At 65.8% G+C, this 23,514-nt stretch carries 29 protein-coding genes; 11 read left to right on the plus strand and 18 right to left on the minus strand.

From position 1 onward, the window contains the following. The first annotated feature begins 257 nt into the window (after positions 1 to 257). Both ACAG21_RS14905 and ACAG21_RS14910 read left to right on the plus strand, forming a co-directional pair. A complete protein-coding gene (locus tag ACAG21_RS14905; RefSeq protein ID WP_370496872.1) occupies positions 258 to 1,511 on the plus strand; it encodes a cytochrome P450 in 1,254 nt (417 codons plus the stop codon). Then, positions 1,504 to 2,127 (plus strand): TetR/AcrR family transcriptional regulator, encoded by a 624-nt coding sequence (locus ACAG21_RS14910; protein ID WP_370496873.1) that lies wholly within the window; start codon positions 1,504 to 1,506, stop codon positions 2,125 to 2,127. The genes ACAG21_RS14905 and ACAG21_RS14910 overlap by 8 nt, the downstream gene beginning before the upstream one ends. 10 nt (positions 2,128 to 2,137) lie before the next feature. On the opposite strand, the gene ACAG21_RS14915 is transcribed toward ACAG21_RS14910, so the two are convergent. After that, positions 2,138 to 2,788: a TetR/AcrR family transcriptional regulator gene (locus tag ACAG21_RS14915; RefSeq protein WP_370496874.1), complete on the minus strand. Its 651-nt coding sequence runs from the start codon at positions 2,786 to 2,788 to the stop codon at positions 2,138 to 2,140. A 112-nt stretch (positions 2,789 to 2,900) separates the two neighbouring features. Between ACAG21_RS14915 and ACAG21_RS14920 the strand changes: the two genes are divergently transcribed. From ACAG21_RS14920 to ACAG21_RS14930, 3 genes are all read left to right on the plus strand, one after another. Then, on the plus strand, positions 2,901 to 3,635 hold the full coding sequence (locus ACAG21_RS14920; RefSeq protein WP_370496875.1) for an SDR family NAD(P)-dependent oxidoreductase: 735 nt from the start codon (positions 2,901 to 2,903) through the stop codon (positions 3,633 to 3,635). A gap of 29 nt (positions 3,636 to 3,664) precedes the next feature. Next, positions 3,665 to 3,922: a hypothetical protein gene (locus tag ACAG21_RS14925; RefSeq protein ID WP_370496876.1), complete on the plus strand. Its 258-nt coding sequence runs from the start codon at positions 3,665 to 3,667 to the stop codon at positions 3,920 to 3,922. Between the two features lie 106 nt (positions 3,923 to 4,028). Then, complete coding sequence (locus ACAG21_RS14930; protein WP_370496877.1) at positions 4,029 to 4,325, plus strand: hypothetical protein; 297 nt, start codon at positions 4,029 to 4,031, stop codon at positions 4,323 to 4,325. A 54-nt stretch (positions 4,326 to 4,379) separates the two neighbouring features. On the opposite strand, the gene ACAG21_RS14935 is transcribed toward ACAG21_RS14930, so the two are convergent. The 6 genes from ACAG21_RS14935 to ACAG21_RS14960 all read right to left on the minus strand — a co-directional run bounded on the left by ACAG21_RS14935 (position 4,380) and on the right by ACAG21_RS14960 (position 9,952). Beyond that, on the minus strand, positions 4,380 to 4,736 hold the full coding sequence (locus tag ACAG21_RS14935; protein ID WP_370496878.1) for a DUF732 domain-containing protein: 357 nt from the start codon (positions 4,734 to 4,736) through the stop codon (positions 4,380 to 4,382). Between the two features lie 104 nt (positions 4,737 to 4,840). Continuing rightward, positions 4,841 to 7,303, minus strand: a complete 2,463-nt coding sequence (locus tag ACAG21_RS14940) for an Hsp70 family protein (RefSeq protein ID WP_370496879.1) — start codon at positions 7,301 to 7,303, stop codon at positions 4,841 to 4,843. A 73-nt stretch (positions 7,304 to 7,376) separates the two neighbouring features. Further along, entirely contained in the window at positions 7,377 to 7,823 is a 447-nt protein-coding gene (locus ACAG21_RS14945) for a DUF6636 domain-containing protein (RefSeq protein ID WP_370496881.1), read from the minus strand. Positions 7,824 to 7,835: 12 nt separating this feature from the next. Beyond that, entirely contained in the window at positions 7,836 to 8,783 is a 948-nt protein-coding gene (locus ACAG21_RS14950) for a LysM peptidoglycan-binding domain-containing protein (protein WP_370496882.1), read from the minus strand. A gap of 97 nt (positions 8,784 to 8,880) precedes the next feature. Then, positions 8,881 to 9,261 carry a hypothetical protein gene (locus tag ACAG21_RS14955; protein ID WP_370496883.1) on the minus strand — a complete coding sequence of 127 codons (381 nt, stop codon included), beginning with the start codon at positions 9,259 to 9,261 and terminating at the stop codon, positions 8,881 to 8,883. Between the two features lie 52 nt (positions 9,262 to 9,313). After that, complete coding sequence (locus ACAG21_RS14960; protein ID WP_370496884.1) at positions 9,314 to 9,952, minus strand: RNA polymerase sigma factor; 639 nt, start codon at positions 9,950 to 9,952, stop codon at positions 9,314 to 9,316. 273 nt (positions 9,953 to 10,225) lie between these two features. Between ACAG21_RS14960 and ACAG21_RS14965 the strand changes: the two genes are divergently transcribed. Genes ACAG21_RS14965 through ACAG21_RS14975 form a run of 3 tightly spaced genes read left to right on the plus strand, consistent with a single transcriptional unit; the run spans position 10,226 to position 13,949 of the window. Next, positions 10,226 to 11,695 carry a GTPase gene (locus tag ACAG21_RS14965; protein ID WP_370496885.1) on the plus strand — a complete coding sequence of 490 codons (1,470 nt, stop codon included), beginning with the start codon at positions 10,226 to 10,228 and terminating at the stop codon, positions 11,693 to 11,695. After that, positions 11,692 to 12,153: a nucleotide exchange factor GrpE gene (locus ACAG21_RS14970; RefSeq protein WP_370496886.1), complete on the plus strand. Its 462-nt coding sequence runs from the start codon at positions 11,692 to 11,694 to the stop codon at positions 12,151 to 12,153. Before ACAG21_RS14965 ends, ACAG21_RS14970 begins: the two co-directional genes overlap by 4 nt. Further along, positions 12,150 to 13,949, plus strand: a complete 1,800-nt coding sequence (locus tag ACAG21_RS14975) for a dynamin family protein (protein ID WP_370496887.1) — start codon at positions 12,150 to 12,152, stop codon at positions 13,947 to 13,949. Before ACAG21_RS14970 ends, ACAG21_RS14975 begins: the two co-directional genes overlap by 4 nt. A 32-nt stretch (positions 13,950 to 13,981) precedes the next feature. On the opposite strand, the gene ACAG21_RS14980 is transcribed toward ACAG21_RS14975, so the two are convergent. Together ACAG21_RS14980 and ACAG21_RS14985 are read right to left on the minus strand one after the other, a co-directional pair. Next, positions 13,982 to 14,299: a hypothetical protein gene (locus ACAG21_RS14980; protein ID WP_370496888.1), complete on the minus strand. Its 318-nt coding sequence runs from the start codon at positions 14,297 to 14,299 to the stop codon at positions 13,982 to 13,984. Positions 14,300 to 14,303: 4 nt separating this feature from the next. Next, positions 14,304 to 14,780: a YbjN domain-containing protein gene (locus ACAG21_RS14985; RefSeq protein WP_370496889.1), complete on the minus strand. Its 477-nt coding sequence runs from the start codon at positions 14,778 to 14,780 to the stop codon at positions 14,304 to 14,306. A 290-nt stretch (positions 14,781 to 15,070) separates the two neighbouring features. Between ACAG21_RS14985 and ACAG21_RS14990 the strand changes: the two genes are divergently transcribed. Next, on the plus strand, positions 15,071 to 15,457 hold the full coding sequence (locus tag ACAG21_RS14990; protein ID WP_370496890.1) for a hypothetical protein: 387 nt from the start codon (positions 15,071 to 15,073) through the stop codon (positions 15,455 to 15,457). 48 nt (positions 15,458 to 15,505) lie between these two features. On the opposite strand, the gene ACAG21_RS14995 is transcribed toward ACAG21_RS14990, so the two are convergent. From ACAG21_RS14995 to ACAG21_RS15005, 3 genes are read right to left on the minus strand one after another with little or no spacing between them, the layout of a single operon-like run. Next, on the minus strand, positions 15,506 to 15,880 hold the full coding sequence (locus ACAG21_RS14995; RefSeq protein WP_370496891.1) for a DUF4267 domain-containing protein: 375 nt from the start codon (positions 15,878 to 15,880) through the stop codon (positions 15,506 to 15,508). An 18-nt stretch (positions 15,881 to 15,898) separates the two neighbouring features. After that, positions 15,899 to 16,216 (minus strand): NIPSNAP family protein, encoded by a 318-nt coding sequence (locus tag ACAG21_RS15000; protein ID WP_370496892.1) that lies wholly within the window; start codon positions 16,214 to 16,216, stop codon positions 15,899 to 15,901. 57 nt (positions 16,217 to 16,273) lie between these two features. Further along, complete coding sequence (locus ACAG21_RS15005) at positions 16,274 to 16,750, minus strand: DUF1772 domain-containing protein (protein ID WP_370496894.1); 477 nt, start codon at positions 16,748 to 16,750, stop codon at positions 16,274 to 16,276. 97 nt (positions 16,751 to 16,847) lie between these two features. Between ACAG21_RS15005 and ACAG21_RS15010 the strand changes: the two genes are divergently transcribed. Continuing rightward, positions 16,848 to 17,450, plus strand: coding sequence for a TetR/AcrR family transcriptional regulator (locus ACAG21_RS15010; RefSeq protein ID WP_370496895.1), 603 nt, complete (start codon positions 16,848 to 16,850; stop codon positions 17,448 to 17,450). 92 nt (positions 17,451 to 17,542) lie between these two features. Beyond that, entirely contained in the window at positions 17,543 to 17,743 is a 201-nt protein-coding gene (locus ACAG21_RS15015; protein ID WP_370496896.1) for a hypothetical protein, read from the plus strand. A 4-nt stretch (positions 17,744 to 17,747) separates the two neighbouring features. On the opposite strand, the gene ACAG21_RS15020 is transcribed toward ACAG21_RS15015, so the two are convergent. The 6 genes from ACAG21_RS15020 to ACAG21_RS15045 all read right to left on the minus strand — a co-directional run bounded on the left by ACAG21_RS15020 (position 17,748) and on the right by ACAG21_RS15045 (position 23,444). Next, positions 17,748 to 19,277, minus strand: a complete 1,530-nt coding sequence (locus tag ACAG21_RS15020; protein ID WP_370496897.1) for a molybdopterin-dependent oxidoreductase — start codon at positions 19,275 to 19,277, stop codon at positions 17,748 to 17,750. Between the two features lie 58 nt (positions 19,278 to 19,335). Next, a complete protein-coding gene (locus ACAG21_RS15025; RefSeq protein ID WP_370496898.1) occupies positions 19,336 to 20,439 on the minus strand; it encodes a dihydrodipicolinate reductase in 1,104 nt (367 codons plus the stop codon). A 70-nt stretch (positions 20,440 to 20,509) separates the two neighbouring features. Further along, positions 20,510 to 21,556: a cation diffusion facilitator family transporter gene (locus ACAG21_RS15030; RefSeq protein ID WP_370496899.1), complete on the minus strand. Its 1,047-nt coding sequence runs from the start codon at positions 21,554 to 21,556 to the stop codon at positions 20,510 to 20,512. Further along, positions 21,553 to 21,951: an ArsR/SmtB family transcription factor gene (locus tag ACAG21_RS15035; protein ID WP_370496900.1), complete on the minus strand. Its 399-nt coding sequence runs from the start codon at positions 21,949 to 21,951 to the stop codon at positions 21,553 to 21,555. The genes ACAG21_RS15030 and ACAG21_RS15035 overlap by 4 nt, the downstream gene beginning before the upstream one ends. A gap of 63 nt (positions 21,952 to 22,014) precedes the next feature. After that, positions 22,015 to 22,860, minus strand: coding sequence for a mycofactocin-coupled SDR family oxidoreductase (locus ACAG21_RS15040; protein ID WP_370496901.1), 846 nt, complete (start codon positions 22,858 to 22,860; stop codon positions 22,015 to 22,017). An 86-nt stretch (positions 22,861 to 22,946) separates the two neighbouring features. Then, a complete protein-coding gene (locus ACAG21_RS15045; RefSeq protein ID WP_370496902.1) occupies positions 22,947 to 23,444 on the minus strand; it encodes a DUF732 domain-containing protein in 498 nt (165 codons plus the stop codon). Positions 23,445 to 23,514: the final 70 nt, after the last annotated feature.

Below are 23,514 nucleotides of genomic sequence, written 5' to 3' on the forward strand. Positions count from 1 at the left end.
ACACCTGCTGACAATGCGTTGTCAGCAGGTTCTGTGATTGCCGCTCAGCGGGCTGTCGTCAGTTAGCTGTGAAGGCGAGCGGCAGGCTGTCCGGGAACGTGGACGTATCTGGAGGATATGTATGACCACCGAAGACGATGCGCGTGCTGAACTGCATATATTTCATGGATCGTTGACGTAAGATCGCAATGGTCATACGCTCCAGTTAAATTTGTCACACGAAGCCCGGACCGGGCATGGCACAAGTGAAGGCAACGATGAATGTAAATAGCCCCGCTGCCAACGTCTTCGAAGCCGGGCTGCCCACGCTCACTTACGGCCTCGATGCCACCCCGCACGACATCCTCGACGATGTCCGAGTGGCGCAATCGCGTGCGTCCATCGCCATCGGGCCCCTGGGCCCGGAGATCCTGACGTACGAAATGGCCCGCGAAATGCTGCGCGACAACAGATTTCGCCTTCCGCCCGGTATCACTCTGGCCGCCCAAGGCATCACGTCGGGTCCGTTGTTCGACAAGCTGGCGAACAGCCTCCTCGGCTTGGACGGCGCACCACATGTTCGGTTACGCAAACTCGTTTCCAAGGCGTTCACTCCCCGCGCGACATCGCGTCTGCAGGACACGATCCACGAGGTGGTGAACGGGCTCATCGACCGGGTAGTGCATGCCGGACGGTGCGACGTGGTGACCGACATCGCGCGTCCCTATCCCACCCCGATCATGTGCGCGCTGCTCGGTGCGCCCCGCGAGGACTGGCAGTTGTTCGCGGACTGGACCGAAGAGATCTTTAAAGCCCTCAACTTTCAGCCAGACGCCAACTTCGATGAAGCGGCGATCATGCGAGCGTGGAGCGAGCTGGACGCCTACGTCGACGACATGGTCGCCGCCCGCCGCAACAATCTGACCGACGACCTGCTTTCGGAGCTTATCCGCGCCGAAAGCGACGGCGACCGGCTCAATCTCGACGAGCTCCGCATGTTGGTGGCCGGCTTCTTGATGGCGGGAACGGATACGACGCGAAACCAGCTGGCGGCGTCGGTGCAGGTGCTTTGCGAGCATCCTGATCAATGGGCGAAGCTGCGCGACCACCCGGAACTTGCGATGCAGGCGGTCGAGGAGACCATGCGCCACTCACCGGCGGCCTGCATCGTCCCGCGAGCCGCCGTTGACGACGTCGAGTTCGGTGGCTATATGTTCCCCGCAGGAACGTTCCTGCTCGTGAATACCCTTGCGGCCAACCGAGATCCGGCAATTTACCCAGATGCTGATCGCTTCGACATCGCGCGCAAGGACGTCCCCGCCATTCTGACCTTCGGCGGCGGCGCGCATTACTGCCTCGGGGCAAATCTTGCACGACGGGAACTGGCCGAAGCACTCACCGTACTCACCCGCCGCCTCACGGCCACCCACCGCGCCGGTCCGGCCCCCTGGAGATCCGTGCTCGGAATGACCGGTCCGACAACGCTTTCGATTGAATTCACCAGCGAACGGCTTGTGACGTCGGATGCGTAGTCGCGGCTGGGCGGGTGCTACGCCCGCAACGGACGAGGAAGCAATTTCGCGGATCCTGAGCGCGGTTGACGAGGAAATCGCCGAGCATGGAGCGGCGATACGCCTTGCCGACGTCGCACGCAGGCTCGGAGTCACCCGCCAGACCGTGTACCGCTACTTTCCCAATGCCGACGCGCTGCTGATCGCCAGCGCAATGCGCGCTGTCAATGGATTTATCGACCAAGTCGCAGACCACGGCAGCGGTTTCAAAGACCCGGTCACCGCGGTAGTCGAATGCGTTTCCTTCGGCGTCGAAAACCTCGCCGGCGATCCGCAGCTGGAGAAGCTACTGACCCGGCGAGACGACGGCGACGCGGTCACTTCGCTGACTTCCGACACGGCAATCGCATTCTGCCTCTCTGTGTTTCACCGCCTCGACGTCGATTGGAAGCTGCACGGCTTCGACCCTCCCGCCCTGCGTGAGCTTGCCGAAATGACCTTGCGTACAGTGCAATCCCTGCTTACCGATCCTGGACAGGCGACGCGCCAGGGACTCCCGCTGCGCCGCTTCGTTACTCGATGGCTGGGCCCGGCAATCCTGTATCCGAGACTCTCATCGCTGTCGATCCACGAATAAGACGCAATGCTCAACAGGGATGCGGGGTAGACCCTTCGGAATCGACGCCCAACTCCGTCCCGGTTGGCGGCGCCGCGCCTGCCGCTGTCGTGGGGATGGCGTTGTCGATGAGGACGTCGGCGATGGCTGCGGCGGTGGCAAAGGCTTCGGCATTGAGGACCCGGCTGCGCGCGGAGGCGCCGTCCAAGAGCAGCGCCAGTTGTTCGCCGAGCTGTTCGGGGTCGGTCGCGCCGGCCGCACGCGCGGTTTCGATGAGCCGCGCGGCAAAAGCCTTTTTGTAGTCGCAGGCGTGTGCGCGTGCGGGGTGGCCGGGGTCCTGGATTTCGACGGCCGCGGCGATGAACGGGCACAGGGGTCCGTGCATGTCGAAGGCCGCGCGCAGCCGTTGGCGGGGCGTCAGGTCGGTGCGGTCGAATAGTTCGGGCAGGACGTCGGGATCGAATCGGCGTAGGTATTCGGCGATCAGCTCGTCCTTGCCGGTGAAGTGCTGGTAAAACGTGCGCTTGGACACTTGCGCCGTCGCGCAGAGCTGGTCCAGGCCGGTGCCGTTGATGCCCTGCTCGCCGAACAGCTGTCGCGACGCGCAGAGGATGCGCTCGCGTGCGCCTCTGCCGCGGCGCAGGCCACGCGGCCCCTTCTCCAGCTCCACCACATCCGCCACCCTAACCCCTTTAGGTACGGATCGGTGTGCATAGCTTGCGGTCCGCGCCGTCCTCCGATACGTTAAGCACTCTGATCGGTGTACATAAAGAGGTCGAACGAACGGAGTGATCGTGGGAAAACTTGACGGCAAAGTCGCGGTGATCACCGGGGCGACAAGTGGGTTGGCCTTGGCCGGCGCGAAGTTGTTCGTTGACGAAGGAGCTCATGTCTTCATTACGGGCCGGCGGAAGGACGCCCTGGACGACGCCGTCCGGCAGATCGGCCGGAACGTGACCGGCGTTCAGGCCGATGCGGCCAACCTCGACGACCTGGACCGTTTGTTCGACACGGTCAAACACGAGAAGGGCTCCATCGACGTGTTGTGGGCAAGTGCCGGCACGGGTGAGCAGGGCAAGCTCGGCGAGATCACCGAGGAGCACTTCCACGCCGCCTTCTGGCTGAACGCGCGCGGCACCCTGTTCACCGTGCAGAAGGCGCTGCCGCTGTTCAACGACGGCGGCTCGATCTTCATGACCGGGTCGAACGCCTCGCTCAAGGGCTACCCCGAGTGGAGCGTGTACGCCGCCAGCAAGGCCGTGCTGCCCGCCTACGCCCGAGTGTGGCTGGCGGAGTTGAAGGACAGAAAGATCCGGGTGAACGTGCTGACGCCCGGTCAAGTGGCCACCCCCAAGCAAGAAGAATTGTTCGACGAGCAGACGAAGGCCCAGTTCGAGTCCCTGATCCCGCGGGGACAGATGGGCAGCCCGGGGGAGATCGCGTCGGCCGCGTTGTTCCTCGCCTCCGACGACTCGAGCTACGTCAACGGTATCGAGTTGGTGGTCGACGGCGGCACGTCCGCGATCTAACCGAGAGCCCGTCAGCAGTCCTGGAAGCCGTGCGGACGGTTGGCCTGGTCGCCGGCGACCTCACCTACCAGGAGGTCCTGAGCGGCGAAACCCACCACGCCGCATACTTCCGGCTCCAGATCGGAGCCAACGCGGTCGACGGGATGGACTACATCTTGCTCGACGCAGACGGCAGGATCGCCGAGGTGACGATATTTTGGCGTCCGCTGCCCGCCGGCGTCGAGTTGCAGCGAAACCTGGCCGATGCGCTGCGCATGCAGCCGTGGGAGTTGCGTACCGGTCACTGACGACGGAGGGCATAGAGCGCAGCCGCTCATGCCACGTTCGTGGACTAGTTCTGGCCTGGCAGTCACCGAAGGCCATTGGTAGGCTTCATCGGGTCACAGTCGGCTGGTGAGCGCTTTGCTGCATGTCGGACAACTGCAGAGACAGGTGATCAGCGTGAACGATAATTCGGCCGAGAATAGCCCCGACCCCGACCCCGCTCGGCGACGTCCCGATGTTCCCGACGTTCCGCGAAAAGTCAGTCCCGCCAAGGTAGCTGGGGGCGGTGGTCTGTTTCTTCTCGGTGCCTTGATCGTTTATGTGGCATTGCATTGGGACAGTTGGATCCATCCCCGCAATCCGGTGCCTACCTTTCCTTCCGTTCACGTCTCGATTCCCTCCACTTTCCCGACCACGGTGCGGTGACGACACGGACGTGCCCCGGATCGGTCGAGATCCGGGGCACCTGTCCGGCCAGGCTTACTTGGCAGTGAGTTGTCCGGTTTCGGCGGGGCAGTAGGTGTGCACCGACTGGACCAGGAACACGGCGGCCTGCCGGCGCGTCAGGTCGGTGTGCGCGGTGATGTCGTTGACCAGCTGTCCGCCGGTGCCGCCGCCGGCCAGGGCCTGGCACACGCTCTGGGCGTCGGCGATCGCGTCCTGGGGCGCGTCGAAGCCGATCCCTTCCTTGCTGATGGCGGAGATGAATTGCTGATCGGCGGGGCCGATCTGTGGCTTTTCGGCGCTTGCCGGGCCGGCGGCGGCCAGCGCTCCCGTGGGGATCGCCGCCAGAGCGGCGGCAGCGGCCAGGATCTTGCGGATGGTGGTGGTGTTCATGTCGACTCCTCAGATGGTTCATCGTTGCTCGGCAGCCGACGGCTGCTGCAGGATGTGAGGGTCGGCGGTGGCGAAAGGTTCCCGCGCGAGTCTCGGCTAGCGGTTCAAAACCGCAGCCACGCCTGCCTTGTCGCGGCGGCGCGCTCCTCGGATGTTCCGTTCGCGACCGCATAGCGTCGGCGCGCCAATGCCGAACACCTCGCCCACCACGCCTTGAGGTCGGCGGTCAGCCCGGCAATGTTGATCCGGCCTTCGCACGAAAGCGCAACGGCCGGAAAGGCTTTCGCGTAGGACGACACCCGTTTCAGCTCGACGGCGGCGCGGGCGGGGTAGCCCGCGTGGCCCGCGACGACCGCAAGCTGCCAGCGGGACTGCAGCGCGCAGAGGTTGCGGGGGCCGAGCACCCGGGTGCGCGCGGCCGTGACCGCCTCGAGTTCGGTGAGCGCCTCGGCGTACCGCTTGTCGTCGGCCAGCCAGATGGCATGGGCGTGGGCGGCGTAGAGCGTGACCGGGTGATCGGGCCCGAGCCTGGCGTTCGCGTCGTGCAGTATCGACGTCCAGTCGGCCGCGCTGGCCGGTGCCCCGTGGGCCAGCCCGGATCTGTCGGCCGATTGCACGCGCGCGACCAAGGTGTCGGCGTCGTCGGCTCCGCGCGATTCGGCCAGTGCGGCGACAACGGCCTGCAGCTCCGACAGCCCGGCGTCCATATCGTTGATCGACCGGAGCAGCACGCCCAGCCGCAGCCGCAGTTGCAAGGTGTCGGAGTGCTCGGCACCGCGGAGTTTCGACATCGCTTCGACCAGGTGGCGGTACTCGTCGATGGCGTCCCGACGACGGCCATCGAGCTCATACAACTGCACCAGCGCATGGCGCGCCGACACCGTCTCGTCGGAGTCGGGCCCGAATTGCTGCACGTGCTGCGCGCACAATGTGGCTGCGGCCTCGTGCAGTCGGGATAGGTAACCCGTGTCGACGGCGATGTCGTTGGCGCATTGTGAATGGTAGTAATCGCACACCAGCGCCCACGGATCGTTCAGAGCGCGGTAGGTCTTGGACATCTCGGCGAATTCGATTGCGGCACGGTTAGTTTCGCCGGACAGCATCCGGAACTGCGCCAACAACCGACGAGACTGCAGGGTGTCGGAGTGCTGGGCGCCCAGCGTCGCGGTGCGCTCTCGGACGACGGCCTCGAGTTCGGTGCAGGCCAACCCGTAATCGCCCACCGTGGCTGCGCTCAAAGCGCCATCGTGACGGGCAGTCAGCCTGTCCAGCAACGGGATTCGCGCCAATTGTACGGCCGCAATCGATGCGAGCTCCGGATCGGTACCGGCTACCTGACGTTCGAGCGACCGGACGGCGGCGGTGGGGTCGGAGGCCGCAGCTGATGCCGGCGGGGTTTCGGTGGTAGTCACGGGCCTGCGCCTCGGCCGTTGATGCTGCGTCCGCTCAGCCGGCATCGTCACGGCTCCGAGGGCGACCACGAGCTTCCAGTGCTCTTCGTCCGTCTGAACCGAAGGTGACCAGGCGCGGCCGTCGCGAGGACGCAGTAGGTCGTCGAGTTCGGCGCGCACGAGTGGTGTTATGGCTGCTCCACCGACGCGATAGATGACGCTGATGTCGTCAATATCAAGTCCTGCATCGGAAATCGTTTCGCTTAGTTCGGTGGTCGTGGCCACGACGTGAGCCCGGATCAGCGACTCATAGTCGAAGCGGGTGACCGTGACCGGTTCACCGACACCCGGCAGGCTCAACGCGAATTCCTTCGCGGTCGTCAGCCTGTGCTTGAGCAATCGGGCGCGGTCGCGCAGCTGGCGCCGCTGCCGCAGCACGGTGGGATCCTCGGTAGCGGGGTCCGCCAGCCCAGTCCAGAGCCCGGGGTCGGCGGGGTGGATGTAGCGCTCGCCCAGGTGAGTGAACAGGGCCTGATCGAAGTCGAACCCGCCCAGCGGGCTGATGCCTCGGGCGACCACCTCGTCGAACCTGCCGTCGGGCTGGGCGCGCAGCACCGTGGTGTCGAACGTGCCGCCGCCGAGGTCATAGACGGCGACGAAGTCGCCCGGTCGTGGTGGGTTGCGCCGGGCGAGCCAGTGCGCCGCGGCCACCGGCTCGCTGACGAATTCAGGTGTGGGCAGCTCGATACCACCGCTGCCGGCAAATCCGGTGCGTACTGCTTCGGCCAGGAGATCGCGGTGAGTCTTTCGCCAGCGGACCGGATGGGTGAGGACCAATCGCGCCGGCGGCTCGTCGTTTCGTTGTCGGACGGCTTCGGCGATGATGGGGCCGATCACCGCGCCGATCAGTTGTGCCGGGCTGTATTCATTGTGGCCCAAGCGAATACGATCGCTGTCGACGCGGCGTTTGGGCGTCGGCTCATAGGCCTGCCAGTCGTCGGCGGCGAAGTTGTCGGCGTCCTCCCCGGCCAGTAATGCGCCGCCGCGCTCGGCGAAAACCGAGGAGGGCATGGTCATGGCGCCGTTGGCCAGCACCAGGGCCGCCGGTTGCGTTGCGGGGATTCCCACGGCTGCCGCGGTCGCCGTGGTTCCGAAGTCCACCGCCAACGACCACATCAGCGACTCCCATGGCAACCGGGCATGAGTGAAATATAGGTCGGCTCGGTCGATCTGGTATGCCGTGCGGCGTTCAGCTGAGCCGATACCCCTCTTGCGAGAGCGAGAAGCCGTGCCCGGTCGTCGTATCGGTACAGGTCATTCCGGACGGTGCACTTACACAGGTGATCGGGCCGGCGGAGCGGCTCTGCCCGTACGCCAGCACCGGATCGTGGGAGGGCAGCAGCGTGTCCGTGTGGCACTGCATCGACGCCGGCCGCCCCTGCGTCACCGAAACACGATCGCCCCAGCCGCCCGCGCAACCGCCGGGGCGCGGCGGTTCGGCAAAGGTGTGGGTGCCGACCTGGCAGGTTGCGGTCACCTGCGGCCCGCTGGGCTCGGTGCCCAACAGGCAAGCGATGTTTCCCGAAGGGGACCGAAAGAACTGGTAGTCGGTGTCGGCGTGGGCCGCGGGTGCGCCGGCGACAATCGCCAGCGCCGCAGCCAGCTGCACTGAGAAGCGCGCGGTCCTGGTCTTCACGACGTCCGCCGGCTACTCGGTGCGTTCGGGAATCGTCAGGACCGCGCCCGCGACGATGTGATCGGGATCGGCGATGCCGTTGGCCTCGGCGATGACGGCGTAGTGAGCTCCGCTGCCGTAGGCGCGTTCGGCGATGTCCCACAGCGTGTCACCCGCTTGGAACGCGTAGCTGTGTCCCGGCTGGACCAGGCCGCCCACTTCAGGATTCGCCAATGGTGGAACGCTGTGTGTCGGTTGCAGGCCGGGGAAGGGGTGGATCGTCAGCGGCATCAGGGCCGGTCCCGGATGATGCGCGATCTCGGAATCGGTGACCACCAACTGGTTGCCCTGTTCTCCCCACGCGTGCATGAAGACGTTCAGGGGCACCTGTTCCTCGTTGCCCCGGGGGGTGCCGGTGTCGGACAGGGTGACGGTGCCGGTCGATTCGTCGATCGAGGTGATCATCACCGCGTGGGGAGCCGGGCCCTGGGAGTCGCCGTCGCGGTAGTGCCAGATCGGGTCCGCGTCGACGCCCAGGATGACGCTGCGTCCCTGGTCCAGGTAGCCCTCCAGCCGGGCCAGCGTGACGTGGTGCTCGAGGTGGGACGGGATTCCGAAACTGTCCAGCAGCCTTTCGGCGTCGTCGAACGCAACGCCGTGGGTGCTGGTCGGCAGTGCCATGCCGAGCGCAGTCATGCGTTGCAGCACCTCGGATTCGGGCACCCGATGACCGACGGCTTCACTGAGGACCTGGGTCACCGAGGCGGGCACACAGTCGCTGCCGTGCTGGGCAAACCAGTAGCTGACCGCCTGCGTCGGGTCGCCGTGCTCGGACCCGGAGCCGACCGGCGGCGCGTAAGGCATGCCGGGCATGAGGTCATGAGTGCCGTGCCCGCCAAAGTGGGGGTGATGGTCATGGTCCGAGTGAAAAGCCTCGTGAAAGGCCCCGGCGCCAAACGTGTGCTCGGCGTAATCGCTCATCGACGCATCCCTTCAGGTGGTGGGTGGGCCGCCGCTGTGCCCGCTGCTGGGTAGACAGCGCGACTGCGATGAAAGGTTCCCGCTGCGCGCCGCCGGCTCAGAAATGCCAGCCGTCGTCGTGTCCGTGGTGACCGTGGTCGTCGGGCTGCTGATCCCCGCCGTGGTGATCGTCGTGGCCGTAGCCGCCGTGGCCGGGATGCCCGTGATCGGACCACGGGTGATGGGATGCGGAATCGTCGGTCAGGTGGGTGTCGTCGCCGTCTTCTCGCGCGATTTGCTCCGCGCTCGGCGGAGTGCCGTCGGGCCAGGCGGCGCTGACGGCGCGATCGATTTCGGCCAGGGCTTCGGCGGGAATCTCACCGGTCGGGTCGGGACTGTGCGGGATCTGGGTCAGCAGGTCGCGCAACACCTGATCGGTGACGGCGTCGTCGGCGAAGAAGAACTCGTCGTCGAACCCACCGTCGTCGTGATCGCTCATCGGATCATCACCTCGGCTGGTCGCGGTTGGTTGCGCTGTTCGGAAGACGGGTTCATCCCGAACCTTGGTTGGACAATGCCGTCGGGTCGTCAGGTTCCCCTAACAGCTTGGCCAGTTGTGCCTTGCCCTTGAACAGTCTCGTCTTGACCGTATTGATCGGGATGTCCAGCCGGGCGGCGATGTCGGCGAGGGACATGTCTCCGAAGAAATACATCACCAACACCGAGTGGTAGGCCGGGCTGACCTCGCGCATGGCCGCGTCGATATCGAGGCGCTGTGAGACGCGTCCGACGTCGTCGGCGGACACGGGGCGCCGCGGCACGCGCCTGCGGTCATGACGCAGGCTGCCCACCGGGGCCGACGATCCGTCGAACTCGTCGTCGAACGGTGTCGTCGGGTGGCGGGTGATCTTCTCGATCTCGTTCAAACAGACGCGGCTGGTCACCGCGTAGATCCAGGTTTTGAACGACGACCGGCCCTCAAACGTCGAAATCCGGTGCGCCGCCTGCTTCAACGCCTCCTGGCGCGCGTCCTCGGCGTCCAACGAGTTGCGCAACATGCGGCGGCAGAGCGTATCGACGGTCTTGAAGTGTCTGGCCAGCAACTGGTTCATCGCTTGACGGTCACCTTGCTTGGCGGCTTCGACCAGGGCAGCCTCGTCGGGAATGTCCACTCCGGACACCTCGCTCATCGGCGCCTCCGCACTGTGCGAACCTGCGGTGAGTGGCTCACGGTCCGGCTGCACGTCCTCCGTAGCATACGGGCGCAATTCCGGGTGTGGCAGACAATCCAGCGCCCAAGGGCGAAACAAGCCCTCCTCGGCAGTTCGCCCTTATCATTCCGCTATGCCGGTCGTCACGACCCGGGTGTCACACGCGAGCGCGCCGATCCAGAGAACTTCGGCGGCGCTGCGGCTGTCGAATACGGACATGGCAGGTATCTCGGCGCGCCCACGGGGGCGGCGGTGACGCGGACGCTGGCGTCGGACGTGTCAGAACTGATGGCCAACGCCGTTCGGCTGCTCGGCGACCCGGATGGCGAACTGGCCGGCTTAGCAGCCTCTTTCGCAGAGCCGATGACGCTGGCGGTCGCAGGACACACCAACGCCGGCAAGTCGACGTTGGTCAACGCCCTGATCGGTCACCGCGTTGCGCGCACCGCCGCCACCGAATGCACCCGGGTGGTCACCTGGTACCGCTTCGGGCCGCAACAGCCCGAAATCATCTATCGCGACGGCAGTCGCGGCCCGCTGTGGCTGGTCGCCGACCCGAATTCCAGCGACCGTCGACTGCCCGACACGTTGCCGATTCCCGAAGGCGCCGCCGTGGAGCGCCTCGATGTCCCGTTGTCGTTCGAGCCGCTGCGCGCGTTCACCGTCATCGACACGCCCGGGCTGTCCGGCGATGCAGGGCTTGCCCGGCAGACCGAGACATTGCTGGCAAGCGGTGTCGTCGACGTCTTGCTGTTCGTGTTCGGCGATGCCGAGATCCGCGCCAGCGAAAGCGACGTCGTCAACGCGTTTCGCCGTCGAACGCGCTCGCGCTACAGCTTTCCCGCCAACGCGATCGGCGTGCTCAGCCGCGCTGACACCTATCCCGGTCCCGACCCCTTCACCGCGGCGGGTGCCGTGGCAGACAGCCACGCGGCCACCTTCCGGCGCCAGCTGGCCGGCGTGCTGCCGGTGATGGGCCGCCTCGCCGAAACCACCGAGACCGGCGCGCTCAACCAGACCCACACCGACGCGTTGCACACCATCGCGGCCCTGCCCGAGGATCAACGAATACCGATGCTGCGCACCGCTTCGCGCTTTCAGCAGTCCGCGGTTCTCAGCCAAACCCAACTCTCCCAGGCTCGCCGCATAGAACTCGTGGAAAGGCTTGCGATACAAGGAATCCGTGAGTTCAGCGCGCCCGGCTACGCGTCCAGTTCGACACCGGCGCTGTACTCCGCGATGCGCAGGGCTTCGGGGATGGGGCTGTTGCAGCGACGCATCAACAGCCTCTTCGTCAACGCTGCGACAGTCCACAAGACGACGCGCCTGCTCGCCGAAGTCGAAAGGCTGGCGCGCCGACCCGAGGTAGCAGACGACGTCCGCGAGGAGCTACTCGACGGCATCGAAGTGCTGCGCTCCAGTGATGCCCTGCATACGCTGAACGAGCTACGCGCGTTGGCCGCCCTGTACTCGGGCGCGTGCACGGTCGGTGATGACACTGCCCGCGGCGCCCTTTTGCGGCTGTTCGAGGAGACCGACCCGGCAAGCCGATTGGCCTGCGCCACAGACGATCCGGCGCAGATCGCCGGCGCCGCCGCGACGGCGATCAACGTCTGGCAAGCCTACGCTAACACCGCTATGGATAGTTTGGCATCCGAAATCGCCCGCACCGCAGTACGTTCCGCCTCTATCATTCGCCACCGCCTCGAGGATGCGCCGTGACTGTAACCAGTGCGCCACTCATCACGTCAGCGGGGTTCGCCGCCGACATCGACTGGCTCCCGACGTTGTCGTTGCTGGCCCTCGCGGCGTTGCCGGTTCCGGCGGCCGGTGTCCTGATCGGCCTGCTCATCCCGCGACGGCAGCGAGCGCTGCCCGCTGCGGAATTGACCGCGCAACGCGGCGCACTGGTCAGTGGGTGCGTGAAAGTCCGTGGATTACTTGATGATCCGCTGGCAGCCGACGTCCTCGACGAAGCCCTTCGCGCCGCCGGTGTGTCGGTGTTCGACCCCACCGGTGAACTCAAGGATGCCACTCACCACCGCGTCGACCACACCGTGCCCGCTCCCGACCCCACCGCCGACGGGCTGGTCGCGTGCACCCTTACTCCCGGCTACCTCGACGGCGACCGGCTGCTGGCCCCGGCCGAAGTCATCGTGTACAAGTGGGTGCGCGCGTGACGGCGCCGGAATCGTCCATGGACGCCAAGATCGACGCGTTGAGCGCCGACCTTGAAAAGGTATACCGCGACCATGAGATGCGCCTGGCTGTGCACCAATTGCCTTCGTTCACAGGGCCATCGGAGCGGGCCAAAGTCGTGTTCCTCGGAGAGGTGGGTGCGGGTAAAACCGCGCTGATCAACGCGGTACTCGGCCGTGCGGACCTGCCCGTGCAGCCCACCCGGCTGCTGTACGCGGTGGGTGGCGGCAGTCCCGAAGAGGCGCGAGTGGGCCTCGCCGACGGCCGGACCGAAACCGTCGGCGTGGCGGACATCGCGTCAGCGACCGTGCGCCGCGATCCTGCCGACGGCGTCGTCGACTTCGTCGAAGTGGTGATCGACGATCCGATGTTGGCGCAGCTGACACTGTTCGACACCCCGGGCTTCGGTGGCCTCGACACCGCAGCGGCCTCGACGACGTTGGCTGCGCTCGATGGTGCCGCCGCGCTGGTATTCGTTTGCGCCGCAGGTGAAAAGCTCTCGCTGGCCGCGGCGGGCTTTCTGGTCGAGGCCGCGGCCAGTATCGACCACGTGGTGTTCGTGTTGTCCAAGGTGGACAACACCGACGACGGCGGAGCCGCCAACCTTGCCGAAGACATCGCCGTGATCAAGAAGCGCTTGCCGCCGGATCAGGTGAAGGGCCTGACCTTCCTTGCGGTATCCGCCGAGCTGGCTGCCGAGGGTGCGCACGGTGATGCCGAGTCGCTGGCCGAATCCGGTATCGAGTCGCTGCGCGCGGCATTGCGCGAGATCGCCGCCACCCAGCACATCCTCGCGCAGCGCAACGCTTTGCGGCAGATCCGACAATCCCTGTCGACCGCGAATGCCTTAGTCAAACAACGTCGTAAGGCTTTGCAGGAACCGACCGCACAGACCGAGGAGCTTGACGCCGTCAACGCTCGGTTGTTGGCACTGGGCCAACATCGTGAGGCCTGGCAGTCGTTGCTGTACGAACTGATGACAGAGGCGCAGTGGGCCGCTGACGACGCCCGTAGCCAACGTGCGAAGGAGCTCCGCGAGCAGTACGCCGATCGCGTCGTCGCCGCGAAAGCTCGCGAAGATTTTCAGCTGCTGGAAGCACAGATCAACCAGGAGCTGCGCGAGTGGCAGGAACACACCGTTGCCGAGGTGCATCGCCGAGTGGAAGAACTCGGCGACGACCTGGTACAGGGATTGCTTTTCGTCGATATCAAGGCACTGACCCAACAGATGGCCGCACCCGGTCTCAGCGCCGCCGACTGTTTGGCCGAGGCCACCCGCACCGCGCGAAACCGGGCCGACGCGATGGCCGCGCTGCAGCAGTCGTACCTCGCCACCATCATGATTTCCAATATCGGCAATGCTGTCGCCGGCACGGTCGGCATCGCCGCCGGGGTGGGATTGGGGCCGATGGTGGTGCCCGGCCTGGGTTGGTATCTGTTGCAGCGGTTCTTCCGTAACCAGTCCCAGCAGCGCGACGATCTTTCGCGCCGGATCGCAAACGCGATCATCGACGCGACAGAGCTGATAAGAACGGACACCGTCCGCCGGTTCCAACGCCTGACCTGGTCGCTGAGCAAGGCCATGGACCTGGGGATCGATTCCGCGATCGCCGAGGACAAGGCGCGACGAAAGGCGATCAGTGAAGCCGAGGCCGGCCGCCACACTCAGCTGGAAAACACCGACAAGCTCGCACGGTTGCTCGTCCCGCTGCAACACAGGTGGCACACCGTGCACGACGAGCTACTGGCATTGACCGAACCGCGGCCCGCGTCTTAGCCGCAGCCGGAGGCCAATAGCGTCAACGCTTTTCACGCTCCTCGCCAGCGGAGCCGCAGCCGCCGCAACAAGCCGGTGAATCCGCGGTCGGCGTCGGCGCACATCATCTCGACGGCCACCGTACTGGTCAAGCGCCGTAACCGGCGCGCCCGCCGCAGATGCGCGCGGCAAAACAGACCCGTGCCCGGCGTCGCCGTGATGCCCAACGAATTAGACCAGCCGACAATCGGTGAACCATCGGCCGACCGCGGATGCGGCCAATCGGGCGCATAGTCGGCGAAGTTCACCGCTTCGACCTGCTGGTAGCCGCGCTCGAATCCGCAGACCACACAGTGCGGCATGATCGCCACCGCGCTACCTCCTGCCCAGCAGCCAGGAGTCTAGTTCAGCGGCCGTCGGCGACAGCGGACGCGCAGTCAATTCTTCGAAAAGCGTCACGACGGCGTCTACGACGAGCGTCATCCATCTGTCAAAGAGTTCCGAGGGAAACTCGCTGTCCATCAGCCAGCTGCACTCGCCGACGACTTCCGGTGCGCCGTCGGCGCCGACCACCGTGTACGCCTTGGGCCAGCGTCTGGTTCGGTTCCACTCATCGGCGAACTCCGTCAGCCTTGCGTGCTGGTCGGGCGCGAAATCCACCGAGCCGCGGCCGCGCACCACAGCGATGTTTCCGTCGGGTCCTTCCATGGAGAAGAAGATTGCCGTGACGGCGGTGCGCTCGGTGTTGGCGAATTTCACGCAAAACTCTCCGTCGCCCCCGACGAGGTACACCAGGCGGCGCTCACGCAGGTAGTGCTCAACGAGCATCCGGCCGAAGTTCGCAATGTCCATGACTTCTCCTCTGTCGAGTGGGTGTGTCGTCAACAACGTTGGACAAGCCGCAGGGGCAACAGGTTTCCGAAATCGCGAGATTCCTTCACTCGCCGCTGTAAACCGACAGCGGTCGGATGATCCGTGGCAGACGCACGGACGCTTTCTGTGGTCCGGCCATGCATTCGCCCGCCCGCTGCGACGTCCCCACGGTTGCCTCAGCAGCCGCTTTGATGCTCAGGTGAATTCCCGCAGGCGCATAGTGGTGCCGAAATACGAACAGCAACCACGAAATTGTGGACAATCGAATCGTGTCGATCGCGCGGACCCCGGGCCACCCGAAGCCGAAATACCATCCCGCGACGATCGTGCTCGCCGTCCTACATGCCGCGCTGGTAGGCCTCACGCTGCTGCTGAGTGTCTTTCTTCTGGTCTCTAGCCTGGACGATCCGCATGGCGAATGCACGATGCACGGTCTTCACTGTGATCGAGGCAAGCAGATACGAGAGGCTATCTTGATAGGTGCAGTCGCAACCGGCAGCCTGATCATCCTCGAGGTCCTCACGTTTCTGGTATTTCGCAAGAACCGCAGCATATTTCGCTTATCTTTCGTCATCCCAATGGTGTGCTGCATTGGTCAATTCATCATCCTGGGCTCGATTGCCTTGTCCGACAACTCGGTTCCGTCCAGCAGATGAGTGTGAAGTTGCAGCAGCGGGGTGGTCGCGCAGCGTCGCGGGTGGTGCTCAGGAGGCCAACAGCAGGGCGGTCGCGACGAGCATGACTGCCGCGGTGCCGCCGTGCACGCCGTAGGCGACTGACTTGGTTCCACCGTTGCGCAGCACGATGGTGGCGTCAACGATCGGGATCACCGTGGCGGCCAGCATGATCCAGCCGACGAGATGAGTGGCCTGCGCGAGCATCGCGATGATCACGAAAAGTCCGGTGGTGATGTCGCGGATGCCCTTGACGCCGAGGTAAGCGCGGACCGCGGGTTGGTCAGGATCGGCCGGCACGCCGTAGCCGGCGGCGGCGACGCGCGGCGCGATCAGGAACCGGGCGCCGATGAAGATGATGGCTGCGGCGAGGACGCCGGCGAGGACGTAGCCGATGGTGGTCATGTCGAGTGCTCCGTTCGATTAGTGGATGGGGGACGAAGGTGTCGGGTCGAGCAGTGTGGTCTGGACGTCGAGGATGTCGGCTACGTCGAAGCCGGCCATGTCGGCGGCGAATTCCGGGCTGGCCATGACGCGCCGGGTGACCTCCTCGGAGTTCGCCCCTGGCGGGTAGCTGATCACGGCGGCCAACCGATTCGTGTTGCCGCCGTGTTCGGTCCACACCCCGTGGGTGGTGACGCCGAACGCGGCGAAGGTCGCCACGTGACGGGCCCAGTGCACGTCGGCGTATTGCCGAAGTGCCTCCGCCGATCGCAGGGTGTAAAGCCTGAGCTCGAACATGCGTGGTGTGCTCCTTCTGCTAGGTGCGGTCTGGATGAGCGAAGACCGGTCGGCGGGTCAGATCATCAGCACGACACACAACGCGGTCACGGCCAGGCCCTGCAGTGCCGCGCGGGCATTGATGACGGCATCCCACCGAGCCTGTAGGGCACGCCCGTCCGGCAACGTTTCGCCGCGCTCGGCGGCGGCGGTGAGCTGCCGGTTGATGGGCGCGCTGATTCGCAGGTAGAGCAGCAGCCAGAGCAGCAGTGCAGCCAGCGCAACGATCGAGGGGATCGCTTGGGACCAGTGCGCGAAGGCTGCCGCGGTCGCCGCGCTGATGGCCGCGGCGACGATGCCGAGTACGCCGGGCACCGGCATGCGCCGATCGCCGTAGCGGTGCACGTGGCCCATCACCGTGACCAGGGCGTCGTCGTCGATCCGGCCCAGCGCGGGGCGCATCACCATCGCACAGAACACGTCGGTGCCGTACACCACGCCGGTCCCCAGTACCGCCACCACTGCGGCGGCACGGATGAGCAGGTCGAATAGCATTTTTCGTTCCCTTCTCCAGAAGTGTTAGCAACGCTAACCCCTCATCCGAACCACGTCAATAGCATTGCTATTCCCACTAGCGGTGATACCATCAGGCATGGCTATCAAGGACCGCCGCGATCGTGAACACCTGGCCCGACGACGGCTCATCGTCAGTACCGCGCGCACTTTGGCCGAGGCCGAAGGCTGGGATGCGGTCACCACCCGTCGGCTCGCCAATGAGATCGAGTACAGCCAGCCCGTGCTGTACAAACACTTCGCGAGCATGGAACAGATCGCCGACGCCGTCGCCCTCGATGGTTACGCGGAACTGGCCGCGGCGATTCAAGGTGCCGATGTGGATGCCGCGGCCGAGGTGGCCCTGGCCCGGATCGCGCAGGCCTACCTGGACTTCGCCCGCGACAACCCGGCCGTCTACGCCGCGATGTTCACCCGCGCAACCGCGCTCCGATTCGCCGCCGCTGACACACCCCCGCAGCTGGCGGAGGCGTTCGCGGCGTTGCGTCAGGCGGTCGGTCGGGTCGCTGACGCGGACGACGCCGACACCCTGACCGAGGTGTTCTGGGCGGCGCTGCACGGACTGGTGACACTGGCCGCCACGGGGCGCCTGCGCGCCAACCACGTCAGAGAACGCGTGCACGTCTTGGTCGACCGGTTTGCCGGCAGCCGGCGGCCGGCGCCCGGGGCCGAAAGTAGTTGAAGCAGAATGGATTCCCTCACCGCGGCCCGACGCCGTCACGCGAGGTAGCGATCAGGGTGGGGCATCGACGCAATGGCGCCTAGGCTTCTGGTATGAGTAGGGGTTTCGTCGTCATGTTCGCGGTCGGATTGCTCGTCGCGGTGTTCGGTCTGATCTGGGCGCTGCAGGGATTCGGGGTGTTGGGTGGTAGCCCGATGAGCAACACCACAACTTGGTCGATCATCGGTCCGATCACGGTGCTGATCGGCATCGCGATCGCGGTATTCAGTTGGCGCAAGCTTTCGTCGAAATAGCTCGTCAGTTCTCCGTCACGGTGAAGTTCACCGTGTGCCAGCCGGTGGCGCCGTCGGGGACACTGGGAACTTGATCCGCAGTTTGGGTAGCTCCGGTGTTGTCGGTGGCGCGCACTGTAATGCTATGATTCCCAAGGGTTTTCGCCTGCCAAGGGAAGCTCCACAATCGCCACGTCGCATTGGAATAACTGGCGCCAAGTTCGGCGGGCTGCCATCCACCGTCGTCGATGCGGACCTCCACGGCCCGCACCCCCCGATTCTGTGCCCACGCCACACCGCCGAACACGACGGATCCTCTCGGCAGTTTCTGGCCGTCCGCCGGCACGTCGACGCGCGACTCGGTCTTGATCGGCGCCTGCGCCGCCCAGCCGAACCGCGTCCAGTACGCCTTTGCTTTGTCGAATCGAGTCAGCTCCAAGTCGACGACCCACTTGGTGGCGGACACATACCCGTAGAGCCCGGGCACCACCAGCCGGGCCGGATACCCGTGCTCGACCGGCAGCGGCTGACCGTTCAGGCCCACCGCGAGCAGCGCGTCGCGACCATCGGTGAGGGCCTGCACCGGCGTGCCCGCGGTGAATCCGTCGATCGACGTGGAGAGCACCATGTCGGCGTTTGAATGCACACCGGCCGCCGCAAGCAGGTCGGCCAGCCGGTAGCCCGTCCACACGCCCGTCGAAATCAGTTTTCCACCAACGGGGTTCGACACACAGATCAACGTCGCCACCGTCTCCACGACATCGAAACGGGACAGGTCGTCAAAGCTGTAGGTGGCTTCGCGGTCCACCATGCCGTGAACGCGCAGCCGCCAGTCGCCGTGGCTGAGTTGGGGAACACTAAGCGCGGTGTCCACCCGATAAAAGTCGCCGCTAGCGGTGACAAAGCTCGGGAGCGTGACGCCTTTCGGTTGGACGTCGGCGGGGATGGGTGGGGCCGGTGCGCGGGGGGTGGGGAGCGTGACGGCGTTGCGGTCGGCGGCCACCGAATGCACCAATCGTGTGACGAGCGCGCCCACCACACCGCTCACCACGCCGAATCCGAGCAATCCGTACACCAGCAGCGCGCGCCGGCGTGCGTCCGGCTCGTCGCCGTCGGGGTCCTGCGGCCCGAACCGGCGGGTGAGAAAGCGCAGGGCCGCCACGCCGCTGACCGCACCCGCGACTGTCGGGATCGCGTCGGGCAACGTCGCGTCCTGCTGGGACAACACCGCGGCGCAGCCCAGGATGCCCGCCGCGGCGATGACCGCGCTGCCGACGGGACGCTGCTTGGTTTCGAAGCTGCCGGCGAGCGCCGCGATCGTCGCGATCACCACGAGCACGACGATCGCCAAGAAGATCTTGTCCAGCGAGCCCAAGGTCTGAATCGCCCACTCTTTGACCGGTCCCGGGGTCAGGTCGACGACCACGGAGCCGATCGCGGTGCGCGCATCCGCCCGCGCGCCGAAGGGGATGCCCACCAGCGCGGCGACTCCGAGCGAGACCGTCGCGGCGGCAACCCCCGCGATCATCCGCTGATTCGACGTCGGGGCAGCCATCGGACCAACTCTACTCGTGTCCAATCAGCACACCGCAAAAGCCTTGTGGGGCAGCCGATCACGCCTTGGTCGTGTTGCCGAATCCGATGTGGCTGCGAATCAGGGGGAGCGTGGCCGCCGTGGCGAAGCCCGGTGGGGCCGCGCAGATTGCGGGCACGGCGTTGAGCACCTGCATGCCGGTGGCCACGCTTGCCGAGCGGACGTGTTCTGCCATGCTCGCGGCGCGGGTGAAGCTGGCCAGGCAGAAGAAGTGGGTCCGCATCGAGGGGTCGCCCTCGATCGTCAGTGTCCACCCGTCCTGGGGTTTGGGCCAATTGGCCGGGTATTCGCCGCCGACGGTCCACAGTGTTTCGATCTCGACAAGCACTTCGCCGTTGCGCCGGCCCGACCACTTCCACCGTTGCCCCGCAGTGGTTCCCGCGCGCAGCACATGATCGAAGATCTGATGATCCTCGCGGGCGGGAACCGCCTGCACGGTCGCGGTGACCTCATCGATGTCGGCGTTGAGCGTGTCGGCGAGGAACCAGACCTGTTCGGTGAAGATCCCGCTGTTGAAGGCCAGGAACTCGCTGGCTTCGGGGCCGATCTCCTCGATGGGCCGGCCAAAGCGCATGTTGTCGAACGTGATTGACGTGCTTTCGTAGACCGACCAGTCGGCGCGCTCCTGCAGCGTGATCTTGTCGATGGTGCGGCACATGCCGGACAGGGTCAGCGGCAGTGCGCCGGAGAGGTTCCCGGGGTTCAACCCGCTGCCGTGCACCGTGGTGTCGCCGGCTCGGCAAGCCTGCAGCACCCGATGGCGGTCGGCCGGCGCGATACGGCGCGGATGGAACAGGAATGCCGTCGTCGCAACGTTTTTCCCGCCGGCAAGCAGCGCGCAGACCTCGTCGAGGTTGGTGTTGCGCGGCGTGTAGAGCACGCAGTCCGCGTCGAGCTCCATGATCGTGTCGACGTCGGTGGACGCGGTGACACCGATCGGGTCGCGACTCACCAGGGTGCCGACGTCGACTCCGTCCTTTGCGTCGGAATACACCCGGGCGCCGACGATCTCGAGATCGGGTCGATGGTCGATGATCGTCGTGACGATCTCGGCGCCCACCGTGCCGATGCCCCAGGGGACGACACGCAGTGGCGGACGTGGCCGGCGATCACTAGCTGGCATCATTGCCGTCTTTCTGTAGCCGAAAGTGTGTGGTCGCCATAGACGATAGAGTGCCGCGGAGCTGCACTGGTCAGTGGTGATGAGTGTGCGACGCAATGCTCTCGCGATGTTGCTGGGCCGCATTGGTACCCCCGGCCGGGTAGGCATGAATCATCGCGGTGGTCAGTCTGGGCACGGCATGGATCAGATCGTGTTCGGATTCGTGCGCGATTCGGTGCGCGGCGGCCAAGCTCAACGCGGGGTCGATATCGAGTTCGGCATCGGCATGTAGCCGGTGCCCGATCCAACGCATCCGCACACTGCGCACCGCACGCACGCCGGGCCGGGCGGCCAGGGCGGCTTCGGCCGTGCCGATGAGCTGCGGATCGACGCCGTCCATCAAGCGGCGGAACACATCTCGCACCGCGGTGCGCAGCACCGCCAAGATAGCCACCGTGATCACCAAGCCGACGATCGGATCGGCAAGCGGGAAGCCCAACGCCACGCCGCCGGCACCGGCCAGCACCGCCAGCGAGGTGAAGCCATCGGTGCGCGCGTGCAGGCCGTCGGCGACAAGCGCGGCCGAGCCGATACGGCGACCGACCCGGATGCGGTAGAGCGCCACCCATTCGTTTCCGATGAACCCGAGTAGTCCGGCCACCGCGACCCAGCCGACGTGCTCGATGGGCCGCGGATTGATCAGCCGCTCGACGGCTTCGTACCCGGCGATGATCGCCGACAGCGTGATCATCGCGACCACGAACAGCCCGGCAAGGTCTTCGGCCCGGCCGAAGCCGTAGGTGTAGCGGCGCGTTGCGGCCTTGCTGCTCAACGTAAATGCGATCCACAGCGGCACGGCGGTCAGGGCGTCGGAGAAGTTGTGAATGGTGTCCGCGGCCAGCGCGATGGAGCCGGAGAGGACCACGACGACGATCTGTGCGAGGGCCGTCGCGCCCAGGACCAGCAGGCTGATCTTGACCGCGCGGATGCCGTCGGCGCTGGACTCCAGCTCGCCGTCGAAGCTGTCGGCGGCGTCGTGGGAATGCGGCGCAAAGATCTCCTTGATTGCGCCGCGCAGTCCCTTCGGATGGCGGTGAGCGTGGTGGTCGTGCTCGTGCGAGTGGCCGTGATCGCTCATCGTGCGCGGGCCTTCCGTGGCCGGCGATCGGTCGTGATGCCCCGCACGTCGGGGTCGCCGCGGTGGTGGGATGGCACGCCGGGACCGGCATGTTCGGCGTTGAACACCGCGTCGATGACCAACTGGCGGACGTGCTCGTTTTCCAGGCTGTAGTAGATCGTGGTGCCGGCTCGGCGGGTGCGGACCAGCCGAGCCATACGCAGCTTGGCCAAATGCTGGGACACCGACGGCGCGGGCTTGTCCACCTTTTCGGCCAGGTCGTTGACCGACGACTCGCCCTCGGTCAGCGCCCACAGCACCCGAATGCGGGTGTGGTCGGCCAACATCCGGAAGACCTCGACGATCAGGCTGACCTGATCCTCGGCGAGCGGCGGTGCAGCATTATCTGCATGCATACGTAGATAGTAGCTAATGCGGGCGCGCAGCGCTTGCGCGCATTCGGGCGGGGTCTGCCCGGGCTAGAACTTCGCGACGGCCCCCGCATCGATCGGCAACGCGGCGCCGGTGATGTACTGCGACTCGTCGGAAGCCAGAAACAGCACGGCGTTACTGACCGCGCGCGCGTCGATGACCGGCACCGGCAACATATGGAAGTGGCCCAGCACGGCGGCCGTGTCGTCCATCGTGGGGTTGGGCAGGTCGGGCCGCAGCGTGCGGTGGAACTGCTCGTTGTCGATCATCGGCGTCCGTATATTGCCGGGATGAATCGAATTGACTCGAATCAACTGCGGCGCAAGCTCATTCGCGAGCGAGTTCATCAAGCCGACCACGCCGTGCTTCGCCGAGGCGTAGTGGGCCATGTACCCGCCGCCGCGCAGCCCCAACATGGAACTCACCAGGATGATGGACCCGCCGCGGCCGTCGGACATATGCGGTATTGCCACCTTGATGGTGTGCCAGACCCCGGTGAGATTGATGTCGAGCATCGTCTGCCAGGCGGCTTCCTCGATCATCGCGGCGGGTGCGGGACTGCCGCTGATGCCGGCGTTGGCGATCACCACGTCGGGGCGACCCAGTTCGTCGATTCCCCGCTGCAACGCCTCGCGCAGGCTCACCAGGTTTCTGACATCGGCCGTCGCGGCCACGATTCGCCGGTCCAACTTCTGGACCAGCGCCACGGTTTCCTCGAGATCGGCCTCCGTGGCTCCCGGATAGATCACGCCCTCGACGTCGCCGCACAGATCCACGGCGATGATGTCGGCGCCTTCCTCGGCGAGGCGGACGGCATGTTCTCGGCCTTGGCCGCGCGCGGCACCCGTGATGAACGCGACTTTGCCGGCCACTCTGCCAACGGAGCTCGTCATGGGGACCCTTCCTACCGATCGATAACCTTGACCGAGACGATAGCCCTGCTCGGGGAGTCCTCGTGGCCAGCTAGGTCACTGCGGGGTCAGCGGCCGGGAAACTGAAACGGGGTGGGCGCGGGGTTGGCACCCATCAGCGGGAACGGCATCTTGCCGTTGGCAACCGAGTTCAGCATGCCCGGGCATTCCATCTGGATCGCCATGCCGGTGACCAGCCCGGCCATGGTCGCCGAAAGCCCCGTCTTCCCCGACAGTTGCGAAGCGACGGACGCGACCGTCGCACCCGGCTTTACCAAGGCTGGGCAAATTGACTGGCCGAGCCCGGCAATGGTGTTGCTCAGCGAGCCGTTGTTGCCGATACCCGCGCCGCCCAGCGCGGTGGTGATTGCGTCACCGGACGTGTCGGCCTGGGCGAGCGCAGGCAGCGTTGCTCCGGCGGCGAGGACGCCCGCCGCAACCGCCAAGGGGCGAACCGCCGTGGAGGCCGCACTGATGAAACCTGCCCATGCCGTCGGTTCGCGATCCGCGCCGCAGCGACGAACCGTCTGGGTAGTCCATGGGCGGAACATCGTCAGTGCGGTCATATCGCTCCTAGGAGTCGGGGAAGTGCACAGCCATGCACTGCCCCTATCTTCGGTAACGATCGTCAATCCG

The organism is Mycobacterium sp. pR1184 (assembly GCF_041287235.1).
In the GTDB taxonomy this organism is placed as follows: Bacteria; Actinomycetota; Actinomycetes; order Mycobacteriales; family Mycobacteriaceae; genus Mycobacterium.

What these genes read in the sequence shown, in the direction of transcription:
- ACAG21_RS14905 (WP_370496872.1), top strand. Translation starts at nt 258, where the DNA reads ATGAATGTAAATAGCCCCGCTGCCAACGTCTTCGAAGCCGGGCTGCCC.
- ACAG21_RS14910 (WP_370496873.1), top strand. Translation starts at nt 1,504, where the DNA reads ATGCGTAGTCGCGGCTGGGCGGGTGCTACGCCCGCAACGGACGAGGAA.
- ACAG21_RS14935 (WP_370496878.1), bottom strand. Translation starts at nt 4,736, where the DNA reads ATGAACACCACCACCATCCGCAAGATCCTGGCCGCTGCCGCCGCTCTG.
- ACAG21_RS14940 (WP_370496879.1), bottom strand. Translation starts at nt 7,303, where the DNA reads ATGTGGTCGTTGGCGGTGGACTTCGGAACCACGGCGACCGCGGCAGCC.
- ACAG21_RS14950 (WP_370496882.1), bottom strand. Translation starts at nt 8,783, where the DNA reads ATGAGCGATTACGCCGAGCACACGTTTGGCGCCGGGGCCTTTCACGAG.
- ACAG21_RS14955 (WP_370496883.1), bottom strand. Translation starts at nt 9,261, where the DNA reads ATGAGCGATCACGACGACGGTGGGTTCGACGACGAGTTCTTCTTCGCC.
- ACAG21_RS14960 (WP_370496884.1), bottom strand. Translation starts at nt 9,952, where the DNA reads ATGAGCGAGGTGTCCGGAGTGGACATTCCCGACGAGGCTGCCCTGGTC.
- ACAG21_RS14985 (WP_370496889.1), bottom strand. Translation starts at nt 14,780, where the DNA reads ATGGACATTGCGAACTTCGGCCGGATGCTCGTTGAGCACTACCTGCGT.
- ACAG21_RS14995 (WP_370496891.1), bottom strand. Translation starts at nt 15,880, where the DNA reads ATGACCACCATCGGCTACGTCCTCGCCGGCGTCCTCGCCGCAGCCATC.
- ACAG21_RS15000 (WP_370496892.1), bottom strand. Translation starts at nt 16,216, where the DNA reads ATGTTCGAGCTCAGGCTTTACACCCTGCGATCGGCGGAGGCACTTCGG.
- ACAG21_RS15005 (WP_370496894.1), bottom strand. Translation starts at nt 16,750, where the DNA reads ATGCTATTCGACCTGCTCATCCGTGCCGCCGCAGTGGTGGCGGTACTG.
- ACAG21_RS15010 (WP_370496895.1), top strand. Translation starts at nt 16,848, where the DNA reads ATGGCTATCAAGGACCGCCGCGATCGTGAACACCTGGCCCGACGACGG.
- ACAG21_RS15015 (WP_370496896.1), top strand. Translation starts at nt 17,543, where the DNA reads ATGAGTAGGGGTTTCGTCGTCATGTTCGCGGTCGGATTGCTCGTCGCG.
- ACAG21_RS15020 (WP_370496897.1), bottom strand. Translation starts at nt 19,277, where the DNA reads ATGGCTGCCCCGACGTCGAATCAGCGGATGATCGCGGGGGTTGCCGCC.
- ACAG21_RS15025 (WP_370496898.1), bottom strand. Translation starts at nt 20,439, where the DNA reads ATGCCAGCTAGTGATCGCCGGCCACGTCCGCCACTGCGTGTCGTCCCC.
- ACAG21_RS15030 (WP_370496899.1), bottom strand. Translation starts at nt 21,556, where the DNA reads ATGAGCGATCACGGCCACTCGCACGAGCACGACCACCACGCTCACCGC.
- ACAG21_RS15035 (WP_370496900.1), bottom strand. Translation starts at nt 21,951, where the DNA reads ATGCATGCAGATAATGCTGCACCGCCGCTCGCCGAGGATCAGGTCAGC.
- ACAG21_RS15040 (WP_370496901.1), bottom strand. Translation starts at nt 22,860, where the DNA reads ATGACGAGCTCCGTTGGCAGAGTGGCCGGCAAAGTCGCGTTCATCACG.
- ACAG21_RS15045 (WP_370496902.1), bottom strand. Translation starts at nt 23,444, where the DNA reads ATGACCGCACTGACGATGTTCCGCCCATGGACTACCCAGACGGTTCGT.